The organism is Thalassobacter stenotrophicus (assembly GCF_001458315.1).
Taxonomy (GTDB): Bacteria; Pseudomonadota; Alphaproteobacteria; order Rhodobacterales; family Rhodobacteraceae; genus Thalassobacter; species Thalassobacter stenotrophicus.
Window position 1 is genome coordinate 205,325 of sequence record NZ_CYRX01000033.1, and the last position, 12,896, is coordinate 218,220.

The window sequence follows — 12,896 nt, forward strand, 5'->3', positions numbered from 1 at the left end:
TTAGCCGTCGCGGTCGGGCACGTTGAGCCCGACTTGCACGGCGGGACGGGCAAGAAATCGCTCAAGATATGCGATAAGGGCTGGGTGGTTCTCCCACCCGAGAGTGTCCTTTACGCCATAGAAATCGAGCGCGCGTAGCCAAGGCGCGATTGCCATATCAGCGATGGAATACTCCCCTGCAATCCAGTCGCGTGTGCTTAGCTCAGCCTCTAACACTGCTAAAAGCCGCTTACCTTCGTCGACGTAGCGCTGCCGGGGGCGGGGGTCTTCTATCTGCGCGCCTGCGAATTTGCTGAAGTAACCAAGCTGACCAAACATGGGACCAAGACCACCCATCTGGAACATGAGCCACTGTGTGATGAGGGCCTTTTCAGGAGGTGTGTTTCCGCCGAACTTTTCCGACTTTTCAGAAAGGTACAGGAGGATTGCGCCGCTTTCGAATAGTGCGGTTTCGGTTTCGGGATCAATGATCGCTGGGATTTTGTTGTTGGGATTGAGCGCGAGGAACTCGGGGCTTTTGACATCGCTGTCGGAAAGAGTGACGAGATGCGGTTCGTAAGGGATGCCCATTTCTTCGAGTGCGATGGATACTTTGACCCCGTTGGGTGTGGGAAAAGAATAGAGTTGCAATTTAGACGGATCAGATGCGGGCCAGCGTTTGTTAATGGGGTGGTTTGTAATGAACGACATGAGTGTCTCCTTGGGTTGGAACTACACCTAGCCTCTTTTTCTTGGGACAAAAGGCGTGACACCTGTGCGTTTTTGGACAGAGTAGTATGCGGTGGTGTTTGGGGAACACGAACAGCGCCGTTGCATTGTGAGCAAAAGGGATAGGGAAAAGATGCTTAACGAATTCAAAGAATTCATTGCCAAAGGCAACGTCATGGACATGGCGGTGGGGATTATCATTGGTGCCGCGTTTACTGCGATTGTGACCTCATTGGTCGGGGATTTGATTAATCCTCTGATTGCGCTCTTTACTGGGGGGATCGATTTCTCGGGTTGGTTCTACTCGCTCGATGGGGAGACATATGCATCCTTGAGCACCGCGCAGGAAGCAGGCGCACCGGTCTTTGCTATCGGGAATTTCATCATGGCGGTGATCAATTTCCTGATCGTGGCTTTTGTTGTGTTCATGTTGGTTAAGACTGTGAACCGCGTGAAAGCTGCTGCGGAAAAAGAGCCTGAGGTCAAAGAAGAGGCGCCTAAGGGGCCTTCTGAAATCGATGTTCTTTTGGAAATTCGGGACGCCTTGGCTAAACAAAAGGCCAGTTGAGCCAAAAGCCAATTAAGCAAAAGGCCCGCCAATCCGGCGGGCCTTTTCTATTTCAACTATGATGTTTTGCAATTAAGCGGCCAAGATCGAGCTTGGATCGACGCTTGCGAGGTTCAGCGCCTCGCCCACTGCGGCATAGGTTAGTTTGCCGGCATGTACGTTCAGTCCGTTGCGCAGGTGCGGATCTGCGAGGCAGGCCTCGCGCCAGCCTTTGTTGGCCAAGGCGATCATGAACGGCATCGTGGCATTGCCGAGAGCGATGGTCGATGTACGGGCAACCGCGCCAGGCATGTTGGCCACGCAGTAGTGCATGATCCCGTCCACGTCATAGATTGGGTCGGCGTGGGTCGTCGCGCGGGATGTTTCAAAGCAACCGCCTTGGTCGATTGCGACGTCCACGATGGCCGCACCCGGCTTCATGGTGGATAGTTGTGCCCGCGATACCAGTTTGGGGGCCGCAGCGCCGGGCACGAGAACCGCTCCGATAACCAGGTCAGCCTCTGCGACCAGCTCGGCGGTGTTCCCGGAGGATGCGTAGCGCGTGCGGAACACAGAGCCGAACGCATCATCAAGATACCGCATCCGGTCAAGCGACATGTCCAGCACGGTCACATCCGCGCCCATACCGGCCGCGATGCGGGCCGCGTGGGTGCCCACAACGCCGCCACCGATCACGGCTACCTTTGCAGGGCCCACGCCGGGTACGCCGCCTAGCAGAACGCCGCGGCCACCGTTGGCCTTTTGCAGTGTGTAGGCGCCGACTTGTGGGGCCAAACGTCCCGCCACTTCGGACATGGGCGCCAGCAGGGGCAGGCCGCCGCGTGCGTCGGTGACGGTTTCATAGGCGATGCAGGTCGCGCCGGATTTCAGCAGGTCGTGGGTCTGCTCGGGGTCGGGTGCGAGGTGCAGGTAGGTGAACAGAAGTTGGTCCTCGCGCAACATCGCGCGCTCAACCGCTTGGGGTTCTTTGACCTTTACGATCATGTCGGCTGTCGAAAAGATTTCTTCTGCGGTGTCAGCCATGCGTGCGCCAGCGGCCACATAGTCGGCATCTGCAAAACCTGCGCCTGTACCGGCACCGGTTTGGATCACGACTTCGTGCCCATGACGGACGGCTTCCATGGCCGCAGCGGGCGTCATGCCGACGCGGAATTCTTGGGGTTTGATCTCTGTGGGGCAGCCGATGAGCATTGTGATGTTCTCCCTAAACGCATCGTTGGATCTCGTTGCTCGCACAATAGGAGAGGCCGAAGGCAATTGCTTTGAATTGATCGGCGTGTCAGGATAGTTAAACGCAATATTTTTGCGTTATACGTTATTTAATCGGGATCAAATGTTGTGAATGAAGAAATGGACGCAATTGATCGTCGTCTGCTGACATGTTTGCAGCGGGATGGACGAATCTCCATGCAGGCATTGTCCGAGATCGTGCATTTATCCCCCTCCGCGTGCCATCGGCGTATTCAGCGGTTGGAAAAGGCGGGGGTAATCCGAGACTATGTTGCTCTCACGAATGCGCGAAGACTTGGGCGCTCAACCACGGTGTTTGTAGAGATCAGCCTTAGCGGGCAGGCGGATGAGTTGTTGGATCGGTTCGAGAAAGAGGTCGCGTTGATCCCCGATGTGCTGGAATGCCACCTGATGACCGGGCGCTATGATTACTTGCTCAAGGTCGTCGCCAAAGACACCGAGGATTTCGCGCGCATTCACCGGCAATCGCTTGCGCGGCTGCCCGGGGTTGCGCAGTTGCAGTCCAGCTTTGCCCTCAAGACGGTATTCAAAACCACCGCCATCCCTGTGGATTGAGCCCTCAGTCCTAGACCTCCTCAACCATCGACACACCGGGCAGCGATTTTAGCGCGCCTTTGATTTGGGGCGACACGGGGAAGGGTTCAGGCAGGATCACCTCAACCTCGCCGGGCAGATCAGGAGCCATCAGGCACAGGTGCACTGGCGCACGCCCTTTGGTTTTGCTCTCAGTTTTCATCCGCTCCAACAGGTTCGCGACAGAGCTAACCGCCTCAGTCTGATCGACGAATACACGCAGCCCCATGGGGCCTTGGCCCATTTCGACCACGTCATCCACGGGTGTCACACCGCGCGCGAGCAGCTTGAGCTGGTCGGCCTCCAACGTGGCCTCAACCTGTACGGTGATACGATTGCCCGTCTCAAGGTGGTCGCGTGATGCCTCAAGTGTGTCTGAGAACATCGTCGCCTCAAACTGACCGGTCAGGTCGCTGAGTTGGATAAACGCAAAGCGGTTGCCCTTGGCGGATTTGCGTTCCTGCCGTCCGGCCACAACACCGGCCATTCGTGCCACCAACGGGCCGCCACGGGTCAAATCCATGATCTCGGCCAAGGTTTTGACGTCCTTGCGGCGCAGCGCGGGCATGTAGTCATCCAGAGGGTGCCCGGACAGATAGAAGCCGATAGCTTTGAATTCCTCTGCCAAACGCTCTGCGGGCAGCCAATCGTTCAGCTCACGCATACGCGGTTCGGGCAGGTCGTCGCCCGCTTCCCCAAAGAGCGAGACTTGGTTCGACGCGCGCTGCTCATGGATCGCGGCGGAATACCCGACCAACCCGTCCAGATTGGCCAGTACGCGGGCGCGGTTGGCATCGATTTCATCAAACGCCCCAGCCCGCGCGAGCATTTCAAGCGGGCGTTTGCCGACCCGCTTGAGGTCCACACGGCGGGAAAAGTCGTACAGTGTGGCAAAGGGTTTGCCATCGCGCCCCTTAACGACAAGCTCCATCGCATCCACGCCGACGTTCTTCAGCGCGCCCAGCCCATAGATCAGGTGCCCCTCCCGGGAGGAAAACCGCGCATCCGAGCGGTTCACGCATGGCGGCACAATCGTCAGGCCAAGCCCGCCCCGTTCGCTGGGCTTGCGGACCTCTTCGGCATAAACCGACAGCTTATCCGTCAGGTGGATATCGCAGTTCATCACACCGGCCATGAACTCAACCGGGTGGTTCGCCTTAAGCCATGCCGTCTGATAGCTGACCACCGCGTAGGCGGCGGCGTGCGATTTGTTAAAGCCGTAGTTGGCGAACTTATCGAGCAGGTGCCACACCTCAAGGGCCTTGGCCTTGTCGACGCCATTCTTGGCCGAGCCTTCGAGGAACTTGGGGCGCTCGGCGTCCATCGCCTCTTGGATCTTTTTACCCATAGCGCGGCGCAACAGGTCGGCGCCGCCAAGGCTGTAGCCGGCCATTTCCTGCGCGATCTGCATCACCTGTTCCTGATAAACGATGATGCCCTGCGTCTCATCTAGGATGTGGTCGATTGACGGGTGTAGCTTGTCGCGTTCGCTCTTGCCGTTCTTGACCTCACAGAACTTGGGGATGTTCTCCATCGGGCCGGGCCGGTACAGCGCAACAAGCGCGATGATATCCTCGATGCAGTCGGGTTTCATGCGCCGCAGCGCGTCCATCATGCCGCTCGATTCCACCTGAAACACGGCAACAGTGCGCGCGTCGGAATACAGCTTGTAGCTGGCTTCATCATCCAAGGGGATCGCGTTGATGTCGCCCTCAGTGCCGGGCGCGGGCACGTATAGCTCGGTCCCATCCGCGCCAAGGTGGATCTCGCGTCCCTGCGCATGGATGATCTCAATCGCGTTTTCGATAACGGTCAGGGTCTTTAGACCCAGAAAGTCGAACTTCACCAACCCGGCCTGCTCAACCCATTTCATGTTGAACTGGGTGGCGGGCATGTCCGAGCGGGGGTCTTTATAGAGCGGTACAAGCGCGTCCAGCGGACGGTCCCCGATCACAACACCGGCGGCGTGGGTCGACGCGTTCCGCAACAGCCCCTCAACCTGCTGGCCGTAGTTCAGCAAGCGTGCCACGACTTCCTCGTCACGGGCGGCCTCGCGCAGGCGCGGCTCATCGGCCAGCGCCTTTTCGATGGACACAGGCTTCACGCCCTCCACCGGGATCATCTTGGACAGACGATCCACCTGACCATAAGGCATCTGAAGCACCCGGCCCACATCACGCACCGCAGCCTTGGACAGAAGCGCACCAAAGGTGATGATCTGGCCCACTTTGTCCCGGCCATATTTCTCCTGCACGTATTGGATCACCTCCTCGCGGCGATCCATGCAAAAGTCGATGTCGAAGTCGGGCATCGATACCCGCTCAGGGTTCAGGAACCGCTCAAACAGTAGCGAATACCGCAGCGGATCAAGGTCAGTAATCGTTAGCGCATAAGCCACGAGCGACCCCGCGCCCGACCCCCGGCCCGGCCCCACGGCGATGCCCTGATCTTTGCCCCACTGGATAAAGTCGGCAACGATCAGGAAATAGCCCGGAAAGCCCATGCCCTCGATGATGCCCAACTCAAAGTCGAGCCGCGCTTGGTATTCCTCAAGCGTGGCGGCATGGGGGATCACCGCGAGCCGCTTTTGCAGGCCCTCATTGGCCATCCGGCGCAGTTCGGCGACCTCATCATCGGCAAATTTGGGCAGGATCGGGTCACGCTTGTAGGATTTGAAGGCACACCGCTTGGCGATCTCCAGAGTGTTTTCGATCGCCTCAGGCAGGTCCGCAAACAGGGTGACCATCTCGGACTGCGATTTGAAGTAATGCTCCGCGGTTAGCCTGCGGCGGTTAGCCTGCTGATCGACATATGCCCCCTCCGAGATACAGATCAGCGCGTCATGCGCCTCGTACATCTCGGTTTTGGGGAAATAGACATCGTTGGTCGCGACCAGCGGCAGGTCGTGGGCATAGGCCAGCTCGACCGTCTCTGCCTCGGTCGGGTGAACACCACCGTGGCGTTGCAATTCAACATACAAACGGGTGCCAAAAGCGGCCTTGAGGCGTGTCAGCAGCGCCTCGGCCTTGGGCATTTGCCCCCCGTCAATCAGCCGTCCCAAGGCCCCATCCGGCCCACCGGTTAGGCAAATCACCCCAGCGGCGTATTTTTCCAACTCATCCACCGTCACCTGCGGCAGCATCTCGGGCCGCTCAAGGTACAGGCATGAGTTCAGCTTCATCAGGTTTTCATAGCCCAGCTCGGATTGGGCCAGCAAAACCATCGGCGCAGGGTTACGCGGCTTCTGGCCGGGCTCGGCGGGATCATACATCACATCGAACTGACAGCCGATAATCGGCTGCACGCCCGCCTTGCTCAAGCCCTCTGAGGCCTCAAGTGCAGCGAACATGTTGTTCGTATCGGTGATCGCCACGGCAGGCATCTCAGCCATCTCACACAGACCCGGCAGCTTCTTTAGCCGCACAGCTCCTTCCAAAAGTGAGTATTCCGTGTGCAAACGTAGGTGAATGAATCGCGGTTTTTGTGCCATGCCGCCACCATATGTAGGGTGCGCCCCTTGGAAAAGCGTGAAAGCACTTGCAAGAAGCCCAAACGCCCGCTTTCCTGTGGGCAGTTCCTCCCGCGCTCTCTACGCCGCATCGACAGCGCACAACCGGAGGTCATTAACCGAGTAACGCGGCGGGCATATAATATGGAGATCACGTTTCTTCTGAACGGAGAAACCACCCGGGTTTCGGTAAGCGACCCGACGGTTACACTGCTTGATTGGCTCCGCGAGGACCGCGGCCTGACCGGCACCAAAGAGGGTTGCAACGAAGGCGATTGCGGCGCCTGTACGGTCATGGTGGCAGACCCCCAAGGCGCACGCGCATTAAACGCCTGCATCCTGTTTTTACCACAGATCGATGGCAAAGCCGTCACAACAGTCGAGGGCCTCGCCGCCCCAGATGGCACACCCCACCCGGCTCAAAACGCTCTCGTCACCCATCACGGCAGTCAATGCGGCTTTTGCACACCCGGTTTTGCGGTCTCGATGGCCACAACTCATGCCAACGGCGCGACGGATCACGACGACCAACTCGCTGGTAACCTCTGCCGCTGTACCGGGTACGTGCCGATCCTGCGCGCCGCCAAATCCATCGAAAACGCCCCCGTTCCCCCCCACATCAAACCTCTCTTTGGTTCCGAAATATCCCGGGGGGAGGCGGATAGCCGGGGGGCAGAGCCCCCATATGCTCACCCCGAAACAATCGATGCGTTGGCCGAGTGGTACGCCGCTCACCCCAAAGGCACTCTGATCGCGGGTGCCACCGACGTCGGGCTGTGGGTGACCAAACAACATCGCTCATTAGGGCCTGTGGCCTTTTTGAACCGCTGCGCAGACCTCCAAGAAATCTCCATTAATGATAGCGAAATCCGGATCGGTGCGGGCGTAACCCTGCGCGATTTACGGCCCGTGATGGCGCGCTACCATCCCGCCTTCGCGGAGATGATCCGCCGCTACGGCTCTGAGCAAGTGCGGGGTGCTGCAACCATCGGCGGCAATATCGCGAACGGCTCGCCTATCGGCGATAGCCCGCCCGCGCTTATCGCGCTTGGGGCCACGTTGCATTTGCGGCACGAAAACACCCGCCGCAGCCTCCCGCTTGAGGATTTCTTCATCGAATACGGTAAACAAGACCGCGCACCCGGTGAATTCGTTGAGGCTGTCAGCATTCCGCGCCAACCCGATACCCTGCATGTCTACAAACTGTCTAAGCGGTTTGACCAAGACATTTCAGCAGTGTGCGGTGCGTTCAATTTGGTGATCGAAAATGGCCGTGTTGCCTCTGCACGGATCGCGTTTGGGGGCATGGCAGGTACTCCAAAACGGGCCTCGCAGGTGGAGGCTGCTCTCACGGGACAGCCTTGGACCGAGGCAACTGTTGATGCCGCGATCGATGCCTTCGCGCGTGACTTTGATCCGCTATCGGATATGCGAGCCAGTGCGCAGTACAGGCTGAAATCCGCACAAAACATGCTTCGGCGGATCATGGCGGAACATTTAGGTCACCGAACCAACGTGTTGGAGGTCCGACCATGAGCGTTGCCAAACCTCTCCCTCACGATGCAGCCGCGCTTCATGTAACGGGTGCTGCGCGCTACGTAGATGACATCCCCACACCCAAGGGCACGTTGCACATCGCTTTTGCCTTGTCGGACGTGGCTCACGGCAGGTTAAACGGCCTGGACCTAACAGCTGCACGCGCCGCGCAGGGTGTTCACGGCGTTTGGTCAGGCGATGATATTTCGCCCATGCCAGACTGCTCGCCTTCCGTCCATGATGAGCCGCTTTTGTGTACGGGCGAAGTCCAGTTCTTAGGAATGCCGCTGTGTATGATTGTGGCCGATAGCCACCTGAATGCGCGCAGAGCGGCGGCCTTGGTCCGCGCGGATATCACTCCCGCCCAGGCGATCCTCAGTATTGAGGACGCAATGGCTGCCAAAAGCTGGTTTGACGGCGGTCCACGCGTTTATGCCCGGGGTGATCCGGATCCGGCCCTTAAGGCCGCCCCCCACCGGCTGACCGGCGCGATTGAGATGGGCGCGCAGGAGCATTTTTACCTTGAGGGCCAAGCCGCCCTCGCGTTGCCGCAAGAGGGCGGCGATATGGTTGTACACAGTTCAACCCAGCACCCTACGGAAGTGCAGCACAAAGTGGCCCATGCTTTGGGCGTGCCTATGCATGCTGTCCGGGTCGAGGTTCGCCGCATGGGTGGTGGATTTGGCGGTAAAGAGAGCCAAGCTAATGCGCTGGCCATTGCCTGTGCTATTGCCGCGGCCCGCACGGGGCGCCCCTGCAAAATGCGTTATGATCGCGATGACGACTTCATGGTCACGGGCAAACGGCACGATGCGCGGGTCGCTTACGAGGTGGGGTTTGACGATGACGGCCGGTTGCTGGGCGTGCGGTTCACGCATTTCGTCCGCTGCGGCTGGGCCCAGGACCTGAGCCTGCCGGTTGCGGACCGGGCCATGTTGCATGCTGACAATGCCTATTTTCTGCCTGCGGTCGAGATCACGAGTTACCGTCTGCGCACGCATACCCAGAGCGCGACCGCCTTTCGCGGGTTCGGTGGCCCTCAGGGGATGCTTGGGATTGAGCGCGTGATCGAGCATGTCGCCCATCATTTGGCACGCGATCCCTTAGCCGTACGGCGCGTTAATTTTTATGACGAGGCCGGAGGGGCCAGCCCCCCCGGACCCCCCCGGGATATTTCGGAACCAAAGAGAAATACCACGCATTATGGGCAGGAGGTGTCTGATTTCTGTCTAGGTGGGTTGGTTGCTGACCTTGAGGACCGAGCTGGATACGGAGCGCGCCGCGAGGCGGTGGATGCGTGGAATGCGCGTGAGCCGATCTTGAAGCGTGGTCTTGGTTTGACGCCGGTGAAGTTTGGAATTTCGTTTACTTTGACGCATCTCAATCAGGCGGGTGCCTTGGTGCATGTGTATCAAGATGGTTCGGTGCATTTGAACCATGGTGGAACGGAGATGGGGCAGGGATTGTTCCAAAAGGTGGCTCAGGTCGCTGCGCATCGATTTGGTGTTGGTCTAGAGGCAATCAAGATTACCGCCACCGATACCGGCAAGGTGCCAAATACTTCGGCAACTGCGGCCTCTAGCGGGTCTGACCTGAATGGGATGGCGGTGCAGGTGGCGTGTGACAAGATCAAGGCTGCGATTGTAGATTGGTTGGGTGATCCGCAGGCGCGGTTTGTGGATGGTATGGTTATCGCTAAGGGCGAGGCGCGGCCTTTTGCGGAAGTGGTGAATGCGGCCTATCAAGCGCGTGTGCCGCTGTCGGCGACTGGGTTTTACAAGACGCCTGATATCGCCTGGGACCGGGACAAGGGGCAGGGGCGGCCGTTCTATTACTTTGCCTATGGGGCGGCTTTGACGGAGGTCGTTGTTGATACGCTGACCGGTGAGAACCGCATTTTGCGCACGGATATTGTGCATGATGTCGGGGCGTCTTTGAACCCTGCGCTGGATGTGGGGCAGATTGAGGGTGGGTTTGTGCAAGGCGCAGGTTGGCTCACGATGGAAGAGTTGGTCTGGGATGATGCGGGGCGGCTGCGCACCCATGCGCCCTCAACCTACAAAATCCCTGCTGCCAGCGACCGGCCCGCTGAGTTTAACGTGCATCTGTGGGATGGGGCCAACCGTGAGGACACGGTGTATCGATCAAAGGCCGTGGGGGAGCCGCCTTTTATGCTTGGCATGTCCGCGTTGATGGCGCTGTCGGATGCGGTGGCCGCCTGTGGCGATCGTTTTCCTGCGTTGGACGCGCCTGCCACGCCGGAGCGGTTGTTGGCCGCGATTGAGGCTGTCCGGGCATGAGTTTCGACCTTGAGGCGTTGCAAGCCGCACTAGCCCATGCGGGCCGGGTCGTGCGGGTGGTTGTTGCGGATGTGCGCGGCTCGGCGCCGCGTGAGGTAGGGGCGTCGATGCTGATCTGGTCGGATGGGCAGTCCGGCACGATTGGCGGTGGGCAGTTGGAATGGGACGCGACAGAGATTGCGGTGCAAACCCTGCGCGATGGGGCGCCTCGGGTGCGGCGCTTTGCGCTGGGTCCGGAGCTAGGACAATGTTGTGGTGGGGCGGTTCAGATCGCTGCGGTGCTTTATACGCCCGAGAGTGTGCCTGCCCCGGGGATTGTTGCCCAGCCGCTGGAGACAGGCGTTGTGCGTCCGGCCGCGCCACTTGCTCTGCCCGGCATCAAAGGGGGCTGGTTTTTCGAGAGCACGGATGCCCCCGTGACGCCTGTTTGGATTTATGGCGCGGGTCACGTGGGGCGGGCGATTGTTGATGTGCTGAGCCTACAGCCGGGATTCGGTGTGACGTGGGTTGATACTGGGGTTGATCGCTTTCCCGAGGCGCCCAAGGTTCGCTGTTTGCCAGCGCAGGACCCGGCGCGAGCGTTGGGGTTGGCGCCCAAAAACGCCCATCACCTGATCTTGACGTATAGTCATGCGATGGACCTCGCACTGTGTCATGCGGCGCTGGGCCACGGGTTTGCGAGTGCGGGGCTTATCGGATCGCAAACAAAATGGGCGCGCTTTCGCAAACGTTTGCGCGAATTGGGGCATGCTGAGGATGCGATTGCTCGAATTACTTGCCCGATTGGGGATCCAAAGCTTGGACGGCACCCGGAGGCCATTGCGCTTGGCGTTGTCGCTGGCCTAATCTATGCCGCGGCGGCGCACCCGGTCGCAGCAGAGGAATTCACATGAGCCAAACGCCCCTTCTTGACCTGAGCGGTCTGCGCAAGGCCTATCCCGGCGTTGTGGCCAACGACGACGTGACCTTTGCGATCCAGCCCGGTGAGGTCCACGCGCTTTTGGGCGAAAACGGTGCGGGCAAGTCCACGCTGGTCAAGATGATATACGGACTTGTGCGCCCTGACGCGGGCACGATGATGCTGAACGGCACGCCCTTTGCCCCGCCCGAACCGCGTGCCGCACGGGCGGCTGGTGTGGCGATGGTGTTCCAGCATTTTTCGCTGTTTGAGGCGCTGAGCGTGGCGGAGAACGTAGCGCTCGGGATGGAGAACCCGCCCAAGCCAAGCGCACTTGCGGCGCGGATCACGGAAGTGTCGAACACCTATGGTCTGCCACTGGATCCGAACCGTCGGGTTGGTGACCTGAGCGCGGGGGAGCGTCAGCGGGTCGAGATCATCCGTTGCCTTCTGCAAGACCCGCGTCTGTTGATTATGGATGAGCCTACCTCGGTTTTGACCCCGCAGGAGGTAGATATCCTGTTCGCGACCTTGCGCAAGCTGCGTGCGGAGGGGACGGCGATCCTGTATATTTCTCACAAGTTGGAGGAAATCCGCAGCCTGTGTGATGCGGCGACGATCCTGCGGTTGGGCAAGGTCGTGGCCCGGTGCAATCCACGCGAAAAGACGGCCTCGGAGCTGGCTGAGTTGATGGTGGGCACCTCGCTTAAGCCGCCCAAGAGCGGTGGCGCTGCGCCCGGGGATATCATCCTGAAGGCCCAAGACCTGTCGATGCCAAGTGCAAGTGCGTTTGGAACACCGCTGCGCAACATCTCATTTGAGTTGCGGCGCGGAGAGGTGCTGGGCATTGGCGGTGTGGCGGGCAACGGGCAGGATGAATTGCTGATGGCCCTATCGGGGGAGCGGAAGCTGCCCCAAGGGTCGCTCTATTTCGAGGGCGAAGACATCGGGACGCGGCCCGCTGATATGCGCCGCCGGATCGGCGTGCTGAGCGCGCCGGAGGAACGGCTGGGCCACGCGGCAGCCCCGAACATGAGCCTTACGGAAAACGCAGCCCTAACGGCGGCGCGGCGGCAGGGCATGCTGTCACGCGGGTTTGTGAACTGGGGCGCTGCAAAGGGATTTGCCGAAAAGGTTATTGGTGCCTTTGACGTGCGCACGCCGGGGCCAGGTGTGGCTGCACGTGCCCTTTCGGGCGGAAATTTGCAGAAATTCGTGATTGGCCGCGAGGTTATGCAAGCGCCTGAGGTTTTGATCGTGAACCAGCCCACTTGGGGCGTGGATGCTGCGGCTGCGGCCTTTATCCGGCAATCAATGCTCGACTTGGCTGCGAAGGGAACGGGTGTGGTGGTGATCAGTCAGGACCTTGATGAATTGATGGAAATATCCGACCGGTTCGCCGCCCTCAATGAAGGCCGCCTGAGCGCGGAGGTGCCCACGGGTGACCTGACCATGGAGAAGATCGGATTGATGCTAGGTGGCGCGCAGACCACCGCGATGGAACAGGCGTGAGGCTGGGAATTTGAGTATTTTTGGAACAAAGGAGCGGCCGGG

General features: G+C 59.6%; 9 protein-coding genes. 6 read left to right on the plus strand and 3 right to left on the minus strand.

All coding sequences use genetic code 11. The features are described 5' to 3' along the window. A complete protein-coding gene (locus THS5294_RS15580) occupies window positions 1–690 on the minus strand; it encodes a glutathione S-transferase family protein (RefSeq protein ID WP_058124465.1) in 690 nt (229 codons plus the stop codon). Between the two features lie 151 nt (window positions 691–841). Here THS5294_RS15580 and mscL point away from each other — a divergent pair, with 151 nt between their 5' ends. After that, on the plus strand, window positions 842–1,276 hold the full coding sequence (mscL, locus tag THS5294_RS15585) for a large conductance mechanosensitive channel protein MscL (protein WP_058124466.1): 435 nt from the start codon (window positions 842–844) through the stop codon (window positions 1,274–1,276). Between the two features lie 72 nt (window positions 1,277–1,348). On the opposite strand, the gene ald is transcribed toward mscL, so the two are convergent. After that, the gene (gene ald, locus THS5294_RS15590) at window positions 1,349–2,467 is read right to left on the minus strand and encodes an alanine dehydrogenase (RefSeq protein ID WP_058124467.1); all 1,119 of its coding nucleotides are present in this window, start codon (window positions 2,465–2,467) and stop codon (window positions 1,349–1,351) included. A 159-nt stretch (window positions 2,468–2,626) separates the two neighbouring features. On the opposite strand from ald, the gene THS5294_RS15595 reads away from it, so the two are divergent. Next, a complete protein-coding gene (locus THS5294_RS15595) occupies window positions 2,627–3,082 on the plus strand; it encodes an Lrp/AsnC family transcriptional regulator (protein WP_058124468.1) in 456 nt (151 codons plus the stop codon). Window positions 3,083–3,092: 10 nt separating this feature from the next. Here the strand turns inward: THS5294_RS15595 and dnaE are convergent, their stop codons facing one another. Continuing rightward, on the minus strand, window positions 3,093–6,590 hold the full coding sequence (gene dnaE, locus THS5294_RS15600) for a DNA polymerase III subunit alpha (RefSeq protein ID WP_058124469.1): 3,498 nt from the start codon (window positions 6,588–6,590) through the stop codon (window positions 3,093–3,095). Between the two features lie 162 nt (window positions 6,591–6,752). Here dnaE and xdhA point away from each other — a divergent pair, with 162 nt between their 5' ends. Genes xdhA through THS5294_RS15620 form a run of 4 tightly spaced genes read left to right on the plus strand, consistent with a single transcriptional unit; the run spans window position 6,753 to window position 12,854 of the window. Then, on the plus strand, window positions 6,753–8,144 hold the full coding sequence (gene xdhA, locus THS5294_RS15605) for a xanthine dehydrogenase small subunit (RefSeq protein ID WP_058124470.1): 1,392 nt from the start codon (window positions 6,753–6,755) through the stop codon (window positions 8,142–8,144). Then, a complete protein-coding gene (xdhB, locus tag THS5294_RS15610; RefSeq protein WP_058124471.1) occupies window positions 8,141–10,444 on the plus strand; it encodes a xanthine dehydrogenase molybdopterin binding subunit in 2,304 nt (767 codons plus the stop codon). Before xdhA ends, xdhB begins: the two co-directional genes overlap by 4 nt. Beyond that, window positions 10,441–11,337 carry a xanthine dehydrogenase accessory protein XdhC gene (gene xdhC, locus THS5294_RS15615; protein WP_058124472.1) on the plus strand — a complete coding sequence of 299 codons (897 nt, stop codon included), beginning with the start codon at window positions 10,441–10,443 and terminating at the stop codon, window positions 11,335–11,337. The genes xdhB and xdhC overlap by 4 nt, the downstream gene beginning before the upstream one ends. Then, the gene (locus THS5294_RS15620; RefSeq protein ID WP_058124473.1) at window positions 11,334–12,854 is read left to right on the plus strand and encodes an ABC transporter ATP-binding protein; all 1,521 of its coding nucleotides are present in this window, start codon (window positions 11,334–11,336) and stop codon (window positions 12,852–12,854) included. The genes xdhC and THS5294_RS15620 overlap by 4 nt, the downstream gene beginning before the upstream one ends. Window positions 12,855–12,896 lie beyond the last annotated feature (42 nt).

What these genes read in the sequence shown, in the direction of transcription:
- THS5294_RS15580 (WP_058124465.1), bottom strand. Translation starts at nt 690, where the DNA reads ATGTCGTTCATTACAAACCACCCCATTAACAAACGCTGGCCCGCATCT.
- mscL (WP_058124466.1), top strand. Translation starts at nt 842, where the DNA reads ATGCTTAACGAATTCAAAGAATTCATTGCCAAAGGCAACGTCATGGAC.
- ald (WP_058124467.1), bottom strand. Translation starts at nt 2,467, where the DNA reads ATGCTCATCGGCTGCCCCACAGAGATCAAACCCCAAGAATTCCGCGTC.
- THS5294_RS15595 (WP_058124468.1), top strand. Translation starts at nt 2,627, where the DNA reads ATGGACGCAATTGATCGTCGTCTGCTGACATGTTTGCAGCGGGATGGA.
- dnaE (WP_058124469.1), bottom strand. Translation starts at nt 6,590, where the DNA reads ATGGCACAAAAACCGCGATTCATTCACCTACGTTTGCACACGGAATAC.
- xdhA (WP_058124470.1), top strand. Translation starts at nt 6,753, where the DNA reads ATGGAGATCACGTTTCTTCTGAACGGAGAAACCACCCGGGTTTCGGTA.
- xdhB (WP_058124471.1), top strand. Translation starts at nt 8,141, where the DNA reads ATGAGCGTTGCCAAACCTCTCCCTCACGATGCAGCCGCGCTTCATGTA.
- xdhC (WP_058124472.1), top strand. Translation starts at nt 10,441, where the DNA reads ATGAGTTTCGACCTTGAGGCGTTGCAAGCCGCACTAGCCCATGCGGGC.
- THS5294_RS15620 (WP_058124473.1), top strand. Translation starts at nt 11,334, where the DNA reads ATGAGCCAAACGCCCCTTCTTGACCTGAGCGGTCTGCGCAAGGCCTAT.